Here is a 15,372-nt window from a genome sequence, read left to right on the forward strand (position 1 = left end):
CACGGGTGGCTCTGCTGACCCGTATCAGGGGACCGCGAGATCTGGACCGGCTTTCCCCGGAACAGCTGGACCAGCTGGCCGACGAGATCAGGACGTTCCTCGTGGACGCCGTCTCCAAGACCGGCGGGCACCTCGGCCCCAACCTCGGTGTGGTGGAGCTGACCATCGCCCTGCACCGTGTGTTCGACTCCCCGAAGGACAAGGTCCTCTGGGACACCGGACACCAGAGCTACGTCCACAAGCTGCTCACGGGCCGCCAGGACTTCTCCAAGCTCAAGATGAAGGGCGGCCTCTCCGGCTACCCCTCGCAGGCGGAGTCCGAGCACGACGTGATCGAGAACTCGCACGCCTCGACCGTCCTCGGCTGGGCCGACGGCCTCGCCAAGGCCAACGAGGTCCTGAAGAAGGACGACCACGTCGTCGCCGTCATCGGCGACGGAGCCCTCACGGGCGGCATGGCCTGGGAGGCGCTGAACAACATCGCCGCCGCCAAGGACCGCCCGCTCGTCATCGTCGTCAACGACAACGAGCGCTCCTACGCCCCGACCATCGGCGGCCTCGCCAACCACCTGGCGACCCTGCGCACCACCGACGGGTACGAGCGCTTCCTCGCCCGCGGCAAGGACATCCTGGAGCGCACCCCGGTCGTCGGGAAGCCGCTCTACGAGACCCTGCACGGCGCCAAGAAGGGCCTCAAGGACTTCATCGCCCCGCAGGGCATGTTCGAGGACCTCGGCCTCAAGTACGTCGGCCCCATCGACGGCCACGACATCGAGGCCCTGGAGTCCGCGCTGACCCGCGCCAAGCGCTTCGGCGGCCCGGTCATCGTCCACTGCCTCACCGAGAAGGGCCGCGGCTACCAGCCGGCGCTCCAGGACGAGGCCGACCGCTTCCACGCCGTCGGCAAGATCCACCCCGACACCGGCCTGCCGATCTCCTCCTCCGGCGCCGACTGGACCGGCGTCTTCGCCCAGGAGATGGTCGAGCTCGGCAAGGAGCGTGAGGACATCGTCGCGATCACCGCGGCCATGCTCCAGCCCGTCGGCCTCGACAAGTTCGCCAAGGCCTTCCCCGACCGGGTGTACGACGTCGGCATCGCCGAGCAGCACGCCGCCGTCTCGGCGGCCGGCCTCGCCACCGGCGGGGTGCACCCCGTCTTCGCGGTCTACGCGACCTTCCTCAACCGCGCCTTCGACCAGGTCCTGATGGACGTGGCCCTGCACAAGTGCGGCGTCACCTTCGTCCTGGACCGGGCGGGCGTCACCGGCACCGACGGCGCCTCCCACAACGGCATGTGGGACATGTCGATCCTCCAGGTCGTGCCCGGTCTGCGGCTCGCCGCGCCGCGCGACGCCGACCAGGTCCGCGCCCAGCTGCGCGAGGCCGTCGAGGTCACCGACGCCCCGACCGTGGTGCGCTTCTCCAAGGGCGCCGTCGGCCCCGCCGTACCGGCCCTGCGCCGCGTCGGCGGCATGGACGTGCTCCGCGAGCCCGGCTCCGACCGGCCGGACGTCCTCCTGGTCTCCGTGGGCGCCCTGGCACCCATGTGCCTGGAGATCGCCGACCTGCTCGACAACCACGGCATCTCCACCACCGTGGTCGACCCCCGCTGGGTCAAGCCCGTCGACGAGGCCCTCGCCCCGCTCGCCGAGGGCCACCGGGTCGTCGTCACCGTCGAGGACAACAGCCGCGTGGGCGGTGTCGGCTCGGCCGTCGCGCAGGCGCTGCGCGACGCCGGCGTGGACGTGCCGCTGCGTGACTTCGGCATCCCGCCGCGGTTCCTCGACCACGCCTCGCGTGCCGAGGTCATGGCCGAGATCGGGCTGACCGCCCCGGACATCGCCCGCCAGGTCACCGGTCTGGTCTCGCGTCTCGACGGACGGTTCGAGGCCAGCGCGAAGGCCGTGGAGCCCGCGCGCGACTGAGTCCGCACCAGCGAATTCCGGTCACACTGCGTAACCTTTGGGCCGGTCGGTTCACCCTCCCGGGTGCCGACCGGCCTTTTCGCGTGCATTCTGGCGTTCTGCGGGCAGGCGTCATCTCAGCCTCCCGTCCACGGAGGCTCCGAGATCGACGTCGGGCACGGCGCGGAGGTGCCAGGGTGAGTACGGACCAACAGCCACGGGCGAATTCCGGAATGTTCCGGACCAAGTCGGTCGAGCAGTCGATCCGCGACACGGAGGAGCCCGAGCATGCGCTCCGCAAATCCCTGTCGGCCTGGGATCTGACCGTCTTCGGCGTCGGCGTCATCATCGGCACCGGCATCTTCGTCCTCACGGGCAAGGTCGCCAAGGAGAACGCGGGACCGGCCACGGCCCTCGCCTTCGTCGCGGCCGGCATCGTCTGCGCCCTCGCCGCCCTCTGCTACGCCGAGTTCGCCTCGACGGTGCCGGTGGCGGGATCGGCGTACACCTTCGCGTACGCCTCGATCGGCGAGCTGCCCGCCTGGATCATCGGCTGGGACCTCGTCCTGGAGTTCGCGCTCGGTACGGCGGTGGTGGCCGTCGGCTGGTCCGGCTACGTCCGCTCGCTGATGGACAACATCGGCTGGCATCTACCGGCCTCGCTGGAGGGCCCGGACGCGGCGGGCGGCTCCTTCGACATCCTGGCGTTCCTGCTGGTCCTGGTGCTGACCGTCATCCTGGTCCTGGGCATGAAGCTCTCCGCCCGGATCACCGCGGTCGTCGTCGCGATCAAGGTGACCGTCGTGATGATCGTGATCGTCGCCGGCCTGTTCTTCATCGTCGGCGACAACTACGACCCGTTCATCCCGCCGGCCGTCACCCCGGAGGGCGGCGGCTCCAACTGGGACTCCCCGCTCGTCCAGCTCATCTTCGGCTACGAGCCGACCAACTTCGGCGTGATGGGCATCTTCACCGCCGCCTCGGTCGTCTTCTTCGCCTTCATCGGCTTCGACGTGGTGGCCACAGCCGCCGAGGAGACCAAGCTGCCGCAGCGGGACATGCCCCGGGGCATCCTCGGCTCCCTCCTCATCTGCACCGTGCTGTACGTGGCCGTGGCACTCGTCGTCACCGGCATGCAGCACTACACGGAGCTCTCCGTGAGCGCCCCGCTCGCCGACGCCTTCAAGGCCGCGGGGCATCCCTTCTACGCGGGCGTGATCAGCTTCGGCGCCGCCGTCGGCCTCACCACGGTCTGTCTGATCCTGCTCCTCGGCCAGACCCGCGTGTTCTTCGCGATGAGCCGCGACGGCCTGCTGCCGCGCTTCTTCTCCGTCACGCACCCGAAGTTCAAGACCCCGTACCGCCCGACGATCCTCCTCGGCGTGATCATCGCCATCGTCGCCGGCTTCACGAGCATCAACGAGCTCGCGACCCTGGTGAACATCGGCACGCTCTTCGCCTTCGTCATGGTGGCCGTCGGTGTCATGGTGCTCCGCCGGACCCGCCCCGACCTGCACCGCGCCTTCCGCACCCCCTGGGTGCCGGTGCTGCCGTGCCTCTCCATCGCGGCCTCGCTCTGGCTGATGCTCAACCTGCCGGGCGAGACCTGGTTCCGCTTCGCCGTGTGGATGGCGATCGGCATCGTCGTGTACTTCCTGTACGGGCGCGGGCACAGCCGGTTGGGCCGGGAGGGCCGGGAAGCGAAGTACTGAGCGGGCAAGGCACCGGGCGGGCAGCGGGGTTCGGGCGGGCGACTACAGTCGGTTCGTACCCGAACTCCCCCGACGACCGGAGCGCTGGATCCCCCCATGGCGAATCGATCCCAGGCCCCCACAGCCTCTGCCCACGGTTCCACTTCCGCCCCTCTCCTCCAGGGCGGCTGGCTGACCAGAGGGGAGGAGGGACGGTTCAGCGTGTACCTGCCCCGGGACGGCGAGGTGGTGCGCTGGACCGAGGAGCCCGACGGCGGCTGGAGCGGACCGGCCTCCCTCGGAGGCGACGGTCTGACCCCCTTCCTCGCGGTCGGCCAGGGCGCCGACCGCTACGTCCACCTCGTCGGCCTGCGGCCCACGGCCGGCGACGAGGGACACGTCGAGCTGGTGCACAGCATCCAGTTCCAGACGGGCCGTCCGGCCGTGGCGTGGCGCTCGATCGGGCACTCGAACGGCAAGGGGCCGTGGACGGGTAACCCGACCGTCGCGGTGGACGCCCAGGGCCGCGCGTACGCCTTCGTACGGAACGGCGGCGGCGGGCTGAGCGTCCGGGCGCAGAAGGACGCGGGCGGCTGGCACCCGTGGTGGGACCTGCACGGCTCGGGCACCGACGCGTCGCCGGTCGCGGCGGTCAACGGCCAGGGGCGCGTCGAGCTCCTCACGGCGACCGCGAAGGGCCTCCTCCGCTACGTCCAGGAGGAGCCCGGGGCCAAGCCCGTCCGCCAGGACGTGGTGCCCGCGGAGGCCGCCCCCGGCACCCTCGCCGCGGTGACCGGCCCCTCGGGCCATGTGACGCTCTTCTACTGCGACAAGGACGGCGGGGTCCGCGCCTGGTCCCCGGGACGCGGCCTGGCGCCGACGCGCCTCGCCGACGCGGTCGGTTCGGGCCGGCTGACCGCCACCCGCTGTCTGATCGACGGCTTCGACTGCACGGTCCTCGCCCAGCAGTCGGCCGACGGCCGCCTCGCCCTCGCCGCCTACCCGAGCGAGCAGGAGGAGTCGGGCGCGCGCTGGTCGGAGACCGGGGAGCCGCGCGGGCAGCTGACCACCGTCCTCACCCGGGGGCTCGACGGCCGCCTGGTCGCGATGGCCCTGGCCGCCGGGGGGACGCTGATCACCACGCGCCAGAAGGCGGAGGCGGACGGCCTCCTCCTTGAGAGCTGGCGTCCCGTGGGCTGACCCACCCGCCCGAACACGTACGGGAACGGCCCCGGCACCTGGAGAAGGTGCCGGGGCCGTTCGCGTACGCCCTGAGGGGGTGAGCTCCGGTGTTACGCCGGGACGCTCGCCACGCCCTGCGCCAGGAAACGCTTGCCGTTGACGCGCTCGGAGACGCCCTCACGGTCCAGGTACGGCGTGATGCCGCCCAGGTGGAAGGGCCAGCCCGCGCCCGTGATCAGGCAGAGGTCGATGTCCTGCGCCTCGGCGACGACACCCTCCTCCAGCATCAGGCCGATCTCCTGCGCCACCGCGTCGAGGACGCGGTCGCGGACCTGCTCCTCGGTCAGGACGGAGTCGCCCTGGACGAGGAGGGCGGCGACCTCGGGGTCGAGCTCCGGCTTGAAGCCGTTCTCCGGCTTGTAGACGTAGAAGCCGCGCTTGCCGGCCTCGACGACGGCCTTCAGGTTGGGGGAGACCGTGAAGCGGTCCGGGAACGCGCGGTTCAGGGTCTCGGAGACGTGCAGACCGATCGCCGGGCCGACGAGCTCCAGGAGGACCAGCGGGGACATCGGCAGACCGAGCGGCTCGATGGCCTTCTCCGCGGTCTCGACCGAGGTGCCCTCGTCGATGACGTTCTGGATCTCGCCCATGAAGCGGGTGAGGATGCGGTTCACGACGAACGCCGGGGCGTCCTTCGTCAGGACCGCGGTCTTCTTGAGCTTCTTCGCGACACCGAACGCGGTGGCCAGGGAGGCCTCGTCCGTCTGCTCACCGCGGACGATCTCCAGGAGCGGGAGGATCGCGACCGGGTTGAAGAAGTGGAAGCCGACCACGCGCTCCGGGTGCCGGAGCTTCGACGCCATCTCGGAGACCGACAGCGAGGAGGTGTTGGTGGCGAGGATCGCGTGCGCCGGGGCGACCGCCTCGACCTCCGCGAACACCTTCTGCTTGACGGACATCTCCTCGAACACGGCCTCGATGATGAAGTCCGCGTCCGCGAAGCCGGCGGCCTTGTCCAGGACACCGGAGACGAGGCCCTTGAGACGGTTGGCCTTGTCCTGGTTGATGCGGCCCTTGCCGAGCAGCTTCTCGATCTCGGCGTGGACGTAGCCCACGCCCTTGTCGACGCGCTCCTGGTCGATGTCGGTCAGGACGACCGGCACCTCGAGGCGGCGCAGGAAGAGCAGGGCCAGCTGGGACGCCATCAGACCGGCGCCGACGACGCCGACCTTGGTGACCGGGCGGGCCAGCGACTTGTCCGGCGCGCCGGCGGGGCGCTTGCCGCGCTTCTGCACCAGGTTGAAGGCGTAGATGCCGGAGCGCAGCTCGCCGCCCATGATCAGGTCCGCGAGGGCCTGGTCCTCGGCGTCGAAGCCCTTCTGCAGGTCCCCGTCCTTGGCGGCCTCGATGATGTCGAGGGCGCGGTAGGCGGCCGGGGCGGCGCCGTGCACCTTGGAGTCGGCGATGGCACGGCCCTTGGCGACGGCCTGGTCCCAGCCCTCGCCGCGGTCGATCTCGGGGCGCTCGACGGTGACGGAGCCGTTCAGGACGGAAGCCGTCCAGATCAGCGACTGCTCCAGGAAGTCAGCGCCCTCGAACAGCGCGTCGGCGATGCCGAGCTCGAAGACCTGCTTGCCCTTGAGCTGACGGTTCTGGTTCAGCGAGTTCTCGATGACGACCGAGACGGCCTTCTCGGCACCGATGAGGTTCGGCAGGATCGCGCAGCCGCCCCAGCCGGGCACCAGGCCGAGGAAGACCTCGGGCAGCGAGAAGGCCGGCAGGGCCTTCGACACGGTGCGGTAGGTGCAGTGCAGACCGACCTCGACGCCGCCGCCCATGGCCGCGCCGTTGTAGTACGCGAAGGTCGGCACGGCGAGCGCGGACAGACGCTTGAAGACGTCGTGGCCGCCCTTGCCGATGGCGAGGGCCTCGTCGTGCTTCTTCAGCAGCTCGACGCCCTTGAGGTCGGCGCCGACGGCGAAGATGAACGGCTTGCCGGTGATGCCGACGCCGGTGATCTCACCGTTCGCGGCCTCGGCCTCGACCTGGTCGATCGCCGTGTTCAGGTTGGCGAGCGACTGCGGGCCGAAGGTGGTCGGCTTGGTGTGGTCGAAGCCGTTGTCCAGCGTGATCAGCGCGAACCGACCCGCACCGGCGGGGAGTTCGAAGTGCCGTACGTGGGCGCTCGTGACGACCTCGTCGGGGAAGAGCGCGGCGGCGCCCTTCAGAAGCTCGGCGGTGGTGCTCACTTGCCCTCCCAGTGGGGGTTTTCCCAGATGACCGTCGCGCCCATGCCGAAGCCGACGCACATGGTGTTGAGGCCGTAGCGGACCTGCGGGTTCTCCTCGAACTGGCGGGCCAGCTGCGTCATCAGACGGACGCCGGAGGAGGCGAGCGGGTGGCCGTAGGCGATGGCGCCGCCGTACTGGTTGACGCGGGCGTCGTCGTCGGCGATGCCGTAGTGCTCCAGGAACGCGAGGACCTGGACCGCGAAGGCCTCGTTGACCTCGAAGAGGTCGATGTCCTCGATCGACAGACCGGCCTTGGCGAGGGCCTTCTCGGTCGCCGGGATCGGGCCGTAGCCCATGACCTCGGGCTCGACGCCGGCGAAGGCGTACGAGACGAGGCGCATCTTGACCGGGAGGTCGTGCTCGCGGGCGAAGTCCTCGGAGGCGATGATCGAGGCGGTCGCGCCGTCGTTGAGACCGGCCGCGTTGCCCGCGGTCACGTTGCCGTGGACGCGGAACGGCGTCTTCAGGTTCGCGAGCGACTCCAGGGTGGTGCCCGGGCGCATCGGCTCGTCGGCGGTGACCAGGCCCCAGCCGGTCTCGCCGGTGGAGGCGTCGGTACGGCGGACCGAGATCGGCACCAGGTCCTGCTGGATCTTGCCGTCGGCGTACGCCTTGGCGGCCTTCTCCTGCGAGCGCACGGCGTACTCGTCGGCGCGCTGCTTGGTGATGCTCGGGTACCGGTCGTGCAGGTTCTCGGCGGTCATTCCCATGAACAGGGCGGACTCGTCGACGAGCTTCTCGCTGACGAACCGCGGGTTCGGGTCGACGCCCTCGCCCATGGGGTGACGGCCCATGTGCTCGACGCCACCGGCGATGACGGCGTCGTACGCGCCGAAGGCGATCGAACCGGCCACCGAGGTGACGGCGGTCAGCGCGCCGGCGCACATACGGTCGATCGAGTAGCCCGGCACCGACTGCGGCAGCCCGGCGAGGATGCCCGCCGTACGGCCGAGGGTCAGGCCCTGGTCACCGATCTGCGTGGTCGCGGCGATGGCGACCTCGTCGATCTTCGCGGGGTCGAGGCCGGGGTTGCGGCGCAGCAGCTCCCGGATGGCCTTGACGACGAGGTCGTCGGCGCGGGTCTCGTGGTAGATGCCCTTCGGGCCCGCCTTGCCGAACGGGGTGCGGACGCCGTCGACGAAGACGACGTCCCTGACGCTACGAGGCACGATGGCTCTCCTCCAGGTGCGGAATGGCACTGCTGCTGCCGCGCACGCCTAAGCGTGCGCTTGCTTCCCCCATGCTACTTGCGGGTAACCGGGCTGCCCAGCCCCTGGGGAGCAAGCGGCGAAGGTCACACGGAGAGGATGCCGCCGGGACGGCCGCGCGCCCCCCGCGTACGCCCGTCCGTTCGAAGGGTCCTGCAACCCGATGGGCCCAGGGCGGCGGCCGTGTCGCGGCGCCCGGTCCCCGGCAGGCCCGAGGCTGGCACGGCAGGGGCGCGAGGCCCCCGGACCGAGCGCACGGAAGGGATCCCATGCCGATCATCACGAAGGACCACCAGGTCCCCCACACGTCCACCGTCCCCGCGAACAAGAACGACCCCGTCAAGCTCTTCGTGCGCGAGCGGGACGGCACGCCCCTGGGGCTCCTCCCGGAGCGCAGGGCCGTTCTGATGCTGCACGGCCGGAGCGTTCCGGTGCTTGCCGGCTTCGATCTCCAGCACACCTCCTACGGCTGGGCGGAGCACCTGGCCAAGGCCGGCTACGACGTCTTCATGATGGACCTCCAGGGCTCCGGACGGTCGCCGCGTCCCAAGATGGACGACCCGCGCAATGCCAACCCCGCCAACCAGAACCTCCTGAAGCCGAGGCCACCGGGCTTCACTCCAGGCCCTGCGAACTACCCCTTCCAGCTGAACAACTCGAACAGCGACCGGGACGAGCTGCACACCGTCGTGGAGTACATCCGCAACGAGCGCCACGTGGACAAGGTCGCGTTCATCGGCTGGTCCGCAGCGGCGTTCACCATGGGGCCGTACGCGGTGAACAACCCCGGCAAGGTGGAGAGTCTGTTCCTGCTGGCGCCGATCTTCCCACCCAAGGGCACGTCGACCCCGCCGAGCACGCTGCCGAAGCCGGGCTTCCCGATGTTCCTGGCCACGAGGTGGGGTCTTGAGTCGGGGTGGAACACGGAGCTGGCCTGCGAGGACCAGCGTGAACCCGGCATGGTCGAGAGGGCGTGGGCCGCGATGATGGAGAACGACTCGAAGGGAAGGACGTGGGGGCCGCCGGAGGGCCTCAACCGGATCCGGAACTTCGTCCGGTGGGGCTGGAACGAGACGACCGCGTCCCAGGGCGGTGTCCTCGGCGGAAGCGTGCCCGTGCTGATGGTGTACGGGGACCACGACACCCAGGTGAACACGTCACCGCCCAACCCCGACCCCGAACTCAACTTCTCGGTCCCCGCGCTCTACGACGCCGTCGCGGGCTCGCACAAGCTGATGGTCAAGCTGGCCTGTGCGGGGCATTCGGTGGTGTGGGAGATGCAGCACAAGAACGTGCACAACCTCTCGAAGCACTGGCTCAAGCACCTCAAGGTCGACGGCAAGACCCAGGGCGTCTTCGACATGGACACCGACGGGAACCTCAGCCCGGCCCCGTAGGACGGCGAAGCCCCCGGCGCCTTCGAGGGCGCCGGGGGCTTTCCGGACGGGTGCTACTCGGTCACCGTCAGGGACTGCACGAGCAGCGGGGTCACCAGCTCGACCTGCCACTGCCGGGCGCCGTACCCCGCCAGGGCGGCGGCCACCGCTTCCGGCGTCGCCGGGGTCGGCGGTTCCCAGCAGACGCGGCGGACCGTGTCCGGGGTGATCAGGTTCTCCTGGGGGAGGTTCAGCTCCTCCGCGAGGGCCGACACCGATGCGCGCGCCGCCGAGAGGCGGGCCGCCGCGACCGGGTCCTTGTCCGCCCAGGCGCGGGGCGGGGGCGGGCCGGCGACCTGCTGGCCCGGCTGCGGGAGCTCGCTCTCCGGCAGGGCCCTGGCACGGTCCACCGCCGCCTGCCACTGTTCCAGCTGGCGGCGGCCCATGCGGTTGCCGAAGCCGGGCAGCGCCGTCAGCGCGGCCACGTTCACCGGCACCGCGAGCGCCGCCTCGACGATCGCCGCGTCGCTCAGCACCTTGCCGGGCGAGACGTCCCGCCGCTGGGCGACCTTGTCACGGGCCGTCCACAGCTCCCGTACGACCGCCATCTGGCGGCGCCGGCGCACCTTGTGCATGCCGGAGGTGCGGCGCCACGGGTCCTTGCGCGGCGGCGCGGGCGGGGCGGCGGCGATCGCGTCGAACTCCTGGTGCGCCCACTCCAGCTTCCCCTGCCGGTCGAGCTCCTTCTCCAGCGCGTCGCGCAGGTCGACGAGGAGTTCGACGTCGAGCGCCGCGTACCGCAGCCAGGGCTCGGGCAGCGGACGGGTGGACCAGTCGACGGCCGAGTGGCCCTTCTCCAGGGCGTAGCCGAGGACGGACTCGACCATCGCGCCGAGGCCGACGCGGGGGAAGCCCGCGAGCCGCCCGGCCAGCTCGGTGTCGAAGAGCGAGGTGGGGAGCATGCCTATGTCGCGCAGGCAGGGAAGGTCCTGGGTCGCGGCGTGCAGGATCCACTCGGTCCCGGCGAGCGCCTCGCCGAGCCCCGAGAGGTCGGGGCAGCCCACGGGGTCGATGAGCGCGGTGCCCGCGCCCTCGCGACGGAGCTGGACGAGGTAGGCGCGCTGCCCGTAGCGGTAGCCGGAGGCGCGCTCGGCGTCGACGGCCACGGGGCCCGTCCCGGCGGCGAACGCGGCGATCACCTCGGCGAGGGCCTCGTCGGTCTCGACGACGGGCGGAATCCCCTCGCGGGGCTCCAGCAACGGGATCGGAAGCCCATTCGCAGGGACATCGTCGTCCGGGGGGCCGCCCCCGGTGGTGCGCAGTGCTGTGTCTGCTGCGGTCTCTTGGGCGTCGGTCACCTGTCAAGGGTATCGGTGAACGGCAAGCGCCTGTCGACGGAACGTTCCGTCGACAGGCGCGGGCTTTCCACCGGCCTTCCGTCAGTGGATGATGCCCGTCCGCAGGGCCACCGCGACCATGCCGGCGCGGTCGCCGGTGCCCAGCTTGCGGGCGATGCGGGCGAGGTGGCTCTTGACGGTCAGGGCGGACAGGCCCATGGAGACGCCGATCGCCTTGTTCGACTGGCCCTCCGCGACGAGCCGGAGCACCTCGACCTCACGGCCGGAGAGCTCGCGGTAGCCGCCCGGGTGGCTCGGGGAACCCGGGGGGCGGCGGTGGCCGAGACGCGCGGCTGCGGAACCGATGGGTGCGGCTCCGGGCCGGGTCGGGTGACCGATGTTGGTACGGGTACCGGTGACGACATAGCCCTTCACGCCGCCGGCCAGGGCGTTGCGTACGGCGCCGATGTCATCGGCCGCGGAGAGGGCGAGGCCGTTGGGCCAGCCCGCGGCGCGGGTCTCGGACAGCAGGGTCAGGCCGCTGCCGTCGGGCAGGTGGACGTCGGCCACGCAGATATCGCGTGGATTGCCGACGCGGGGACGTGCCTCCGCGATGGAAGAAGCCTCGATCACGTCGCGTACTCCGAGGGCCCACAGGTGGCGGGTCACGGTGGAGCGGACGCGCGGGTCGGCCACGACGACCATGGCCGTCGGCTTGTTCGGGCGGTAGGCGACCAGGCTTGCGGGCTGCTCGAGGAGAACGGACACCAGGCCTCCTGGGGGGAAGGGTGCGGGACGGAGCCGGCTCGGGGATGAAGCCGGGGGGCGAACCCGTGCTGCTGAAGGGGTCACTGACTCCTTCGGCAGCTGGGCCCCTCGCCTTTAGGGAAAGATCACGATTTGGTGAGTAACAATTAGGGCAATTCGGACGCGTGATCGATCATCCTACGAGCGGACCCCCGAATCGGACCCTCGATCGGAGCTCCTCAGGACCCCGAGCGGGCCCTCGGTCGGGCCCCCGAACGGACCCCCTCCCGTCCCGCCGGAGAGGGCCCGCCGGAGGGCTCCCGCGCTCGCTCCTACGCCTGCTGCGGGCCCCGCCGCTGGGGCAGCGAGACGACCCCCGCGCCCGTCACCGTCCCCGTCGGTCCCGTCGCCGGCTCGGGCGGTGCGGGAGGCAGCCCCGCGATCTGGCAGAGCAGATCGCACCAGGCCGCCAGGTGCGCCCCCGTGTCCGGCACCCCGCCGAGCCCCTCGCGCGGCGTCCAGGAGGCCCGGATCTCGATCTGGGTCGCCGGCCTCCGGTCCGCGAGCCCGCCGAAATAGTGCGAGCCCGCCATGGTGACGGTCCCGCTCGCCTCCCCGTACGCCAGCCCGCGTGCCTCCAGGGCCCCGGTCAGCCAGGACCAGCACACCTCGGGGAGCAGCGGGTCCGCCGCCATCTCCGGCTCCAGCTCCGCCCGGACGAGCGTCACCAGCCGGAACGTCCCCTTCCATGCCTCGTGGCCGTCCGGATCGTGCAGCAGCACGAGCCGTCCGTCCGCGAGATCGTCCTCGCCGTCGACGACGGCCGCCTCCACCGCGTACGCGTACGGGGCCAGGCGCTGCGGGGGCCTGGTCGGGTCGATCTCGATCTCGGAACGCAGTCGCGCCGATCGCAGCGCCTCCACCGCACGCCGGAAGGCGGCGGGTACCGGGTTCGTCTCCGTACTGTCCGCTGTCTCGTCCGTCCCTCTTTTGCCGTCGGAATGATCGGAAAAATGTCCCTGAGCCGCAGCCATGCGGGGAAGAGTAGGCGGAACGGGGCCTCAGTGCGGGGAGGGACACCCGGCCCGGACGAGCGGCTTCCCGCCACATGCGAAGATTCTGGGCGTGAGTGCCAACGAACGCCCGCAGGGCCAGCAGACGAAGCAGCAGTCGCGGACGCACGACTCCGCGTTCCTCAAGGCATGCCGGCGCGAGCCCGTGCCGCACACCCCCGTCTGGTTCATGCGGCAGGCCGGGCGCTCCCTCCCCGAGTACCTGAAGGTCCGCGAGGGCATCCCCATGCTCGAGTCGTGCATGCGGCCCGAGCTGGTCACCGAGATCACGCTCCAGCCGGTCCGCCGGCACAAGGTCGACGCCGCCATCTACTTCAGCGACATCGTCGTCCCGCTCAAGGCCATCGGCCTCGACCTCGACATCAAGCCCGGCGTCGGCCCGGTCGTCGCCGAGCCGATCCGCACCCGCGCCGACCTGGCCCGGCTGCGCGACCTGACCCCCGAGGACGTCCACTACGTCACCGAGGCCATCGGGATGCTCACCGCCGAGCTGGGCGAGACCCCGCTCATCGGCTTCGCGGGCGCGCCTTTCACCCTCGCGAGCTACCTCGTCGAGGGCGGCCCGTCGCGCAGCCACGAGCGCACCAAGGCGATGATGTACGGCGACCCGCAGCTCTGGGCCGACCTGCTCGACCGCCTCGCCGAGATCACCTCGGCCTTCCTCAAGGTGCAGATCGAGGCCGGCGCCTCCGCCGTCCAGCTCTTCGACTCCTGGGTCGGTGCCCTCGCCCCGGCCGACTACCGCCGCTCGGTGATGCCGGCCTCCGTGAAGGTCTTCGACGCGGTCGCCGGCTACGGCGTCCCGCGCATCCACTTCGGCGTGGGTACGGGCGAGCTGCTCGGCCTCATGGGCGAGGCGGGCGCGGACGTCGTCGGCGTCGACTGGCGCGTCCCGCTCGACGAGGCCGCCCGCCGCGTCGGCCCCGGCAAGGCCCTCCAGGGCAACCTGGACCCCGCCGTGCTCTTCGCCTCGCGCGAGGTCGTGGAGGCGAAGACGGACGAGATCCTCGCCGCCGCGAAGGACCTGGAGGGGCACGTCTTCAACCTGGGCCACGGCGTCATGCCGTCCATGGACCCCGACGCCCTGACCCGACTCGTCGACTACGTGCACACGCGGACGGCCGTCTGACCCACGGGCACGGAGTGCGACGACGGCCGCCGGGTCGCCCCGGCGGCCGTCGCCTTTCCTCAGCCCGCCGCCCGGACCGCCGCCGTCGCCTTCCGGGCCGCGATCAGCACCGGGTCCCACACCGGCGAGAACGGCGGCGCGTACCCCAGGTCCAGGGCCGTCATCGCCTCCACGGTCATCCCCGCCGTCAGCGCGACCGCCGCGATGTCCACGCGCTTGGCCGCGCCCTCCCGCCCCACGATCTGCACGCCGAGCAGCCGTCCCGTACGCCGCTCCGCCAGCATCTTCACCGTCATCGGCGCGGCCCCCGGGTAGTAGCCCGCGCGGCTCGTCGACTCCACCGTCACCGTCACGAACCGCAGCCCCACGTCCCGGGCGTCCCGCTCCCGCAGCCCCGTCCGCGCGATCTCCAGGTCGCACACCTTCGACACCGCCGTGCCCACCACGCCCGGGAAGGTCGCGTAGTCGCCGCCGACGTTCGCCCCGATGACCTGGCCGTGCTTGTTCGCGTGCGTCCCCAGCGGCACGTACCGCTCCCGGCCCGAGACCAGGTCCAGGACCTCCACGCAGTCACCGCCCGCCCAGATGTCCTCGTGGCCCCGCACCCGCATCGCGAGGTCGGTGAGCAGCCCGCCGGACGCGCCCAGCGGCAGCCCCGCCGCCCGGGCGAGCGAGGTCTCCGGCACGACGCCCGTCCCCAGGACCACCACGTCCGCCGGATACTCGGCGTCGGCCGTCGCCACCGCCCGCACCCGGCCGTCCGCACCCGTCAGGATCTTCGTCACCTCCGCGGAGACGACCGTCGTGATCCCGAGGCCGTCCATCGCCCGGTGCACCAGCCGGCCCATGTCCGGATCGAGCGTCGCCATCGGCTGCTCGCCCCGGGTCAGGACCGTCACGTCGTACCCCCGGGAGAGGAGCGCCTCCGCCATCTCCACGCCGATGTAGCCGGCGCCGACCACGACCGCCCGCCGCCCCGGCGTCCGCTCCAGCGAGTCGAGCAGCGCCTGGCCGTCGTCGAGGGTCTGTACGCCGTGCACTCCGGGCGCGTCGATCCCCGGCAGCGGCGGACGCATGGGCCGGGCCCCGGTCGCGATCACCAGCTTGTCGAAGCCCGTCCACGCCTCCGTACCCGCTTCGAGGTCCCGGGAGAGGACCCGCCGGCCCGGCACGTCGATCGCGGTCACCTCGGTCCGCATCCGCAGATCGATGTCCCGCGCCCGGTGCTCCTCCGGGGAGCGGGCGATCAACTCGCCCCGCGCGGCGACGTCCCCGCCGACCCAGTACGGGATGCCGCAGGCCGAGTACGAGGAGAAGTGACCGCGCTCGAAGGCGACGATCTCCAGCTCCCCGGCGGACTTGAGCCTGCGCGCCTGCGACGCGGCGGACATGCCCGCCGCGTCGCCCCCGATCACGATCAGTCGTTCAGTCATC

General features: G+C 71.5%; 11 protein-coding genes. 5 read left to right on the top strand and 6 right to left on the bottom strand.

Translation table 11 applies throughout. The annotated features are described in order from the left end of the window. Positions 1–5: 5 nt before the first annotated feature. From dxs to ACIBG6_RS27305, 3 genes are all read left to right on the top strand, one after another. A complete protein-coding gene (gene dxs, locus ACIBG6_RS27295; RefSeq protein ID WP_399225251.1) occupies positions 6–1,925 on the top strand; it encodes a 1-deoxy-D-xylulose-5-phosphate synthase in 1,920 nt (639 codons plus the stop codon). Positions 1,926–2,137: 212 nt separating this feature from the next. After that, positions 2,138–3,616, top strand: a complete 1,479-nt coding sequence (locus tag ACIBG6_RS27300; protein ID WP_399225252.1) for an amino acid permease — start codon at positions 2,138–2,140, stop codon at positions 3,614–3,616. 201 nt (positions 3,617–3,817) lie between these two features. After that, entirely contained in the window at positions 3,818–4,795 is a 978-nt protein-coding gene (locus ACIBG6_RS27305) for a hypothetical protein (RefSeq protein ID WP_399225253.1), read from the top strand. A 92-nt stretch (positions 4,796–4,887) separates the two neighbouring features. Here the strand turns inward: ACIBG6_RS27305 and ACIBG6_RS27310 are convergent, their stop codons facing one another. Both ACIBG6_RS27310 and ACIBG6_RS27315 read right to left on the bottom strand, forming a co-directional pair. Then, positions 4,888–7,026, bottom strand: coding sequence for a 3-hydroxyacyl-CoA dehydrogenase NAD-binding domain-containing protein (locus ACIBG6_RS27310; RefSeq protein ID WP_399225254.1), 2,139 nt, complete (start codon positions 7,024–7,026; stop codon positions 4,888–4,890). Next, on the bottom strand, positions 7,023–8,237 hold the full coding sequence (locus tag ACIBG6_RS27315; protein WP_024755102.1) for an acetyl-CoA C-acyltransferase: 1,215 nt from the start codon (positions 8,235–8,237) through the stop codon (positions 7,023–7,025). The genes ACIBG6_RS27310 and ACIBG6_RS27315 overlap by 4 nt, the downstream gene beginning before the upstream one ends. A gap of 308 nt (positions 8,238–8,545) precedes the next feature. On the opposite strand from ACIBG6_RS27315, the gene ACIBG6_RS27320 reads away from it, so the two are divergent. Continuing rightward, positions 8,546–9,673, top strand: coding sequence for an alpha/beta fold hydrolase (locus ACIBG6_RS27320; protein ID WP_399225255.1), 1,128 nt, complete (start codon positions 8,546–8,548; stop codon positions 9,671–9,673). Positions 9,674–9,726: 53 nt separating this feature from the next. Here the strand turns inward: ACIBG6_RS27320 and ACIBG6_RS27325 are convergent, their stop codons facing one another. From ACIBG6_RS27325 to ACIBG6_RS27335, 3 genes are all read right to left on the bottom strand, one after another. After that, positions 9,727–11,010, bottom strand: coding sequence for a ribonuclease D (locus tag ACIBG6_RS27325; protein ID WP_399225256.1), 1,284 nt, complete (start codon positions 11,008–11,010; stop codon positions 9,727–9,729). Positions 11,011–11,091: 81 nt separating this feature from the next. Further along, the gene (locus ACIBG6_RS27330; protein WP_399225257.1) at positions 11,092–11,757 is read right to left on the bottom strand and encodes a LuxR C-terminal-related transcriptional regulator; all 666 of its coding nucleotides are present in this window, start codon (positions 11,755–11,757) and stop codon (positions 11,092–11,094) included. Between the two features lie 311 nt (positions 11,758–12,068). Next, complete coding sequence (locus ACIBG6_RS27335) at positions 12,069–12,770, bottom strand: DUF3000 domain-containing protein (protein ID WP_399225258.1); 702 nt, start codon at positions 12,768–12,770, stop codon at positions 12,069–12,071. A gap of 91 nt (positions 12,771–12,861) precedes the next feature. Here ACIBG6_RS27335 and hemE point away from each other — a divergent pair, with 91 nt between their 5' ends. Next, positions 12,862–13,938: a uroporphyrinogen decarboxylase gene (gene hemE / locus ACIBG6_RS27340; RefSeq protein ID WP_399225259.1), complete on the top strand. Its 1,077-nt coding sequence runs from the start codon at positions 12,862–12,864 to the stop codon at positions 13,936–13,938. Positions 13,939–13,997: 59 nt separating this feature from the next. Here hemE and ACIBG6_RS27345 read toward each other — a convergent pair whose 3' ends face one another. Continuing rightward, a complete protein-coding gene (locus ACIBG6_RS27345; RefSeq protein WP_399225261.1) occupies positions 13,998–15,371 on the bottom strand; it encodes an FAD-dependent oxidoreductase in 1,374 nt (457 codons plus the stop codon). Position 15,372 lies beyond the last annotated feature (1 nt).

Source organism: Streptomyces sp. NPDC050842 (assembly GCF_044456565.1).
Taxonomy (GTDB): Bacteria; Actinomycetota; Actinomycetes; order Streptomycetales; family Streptomycetaceae; genus Streptomyces.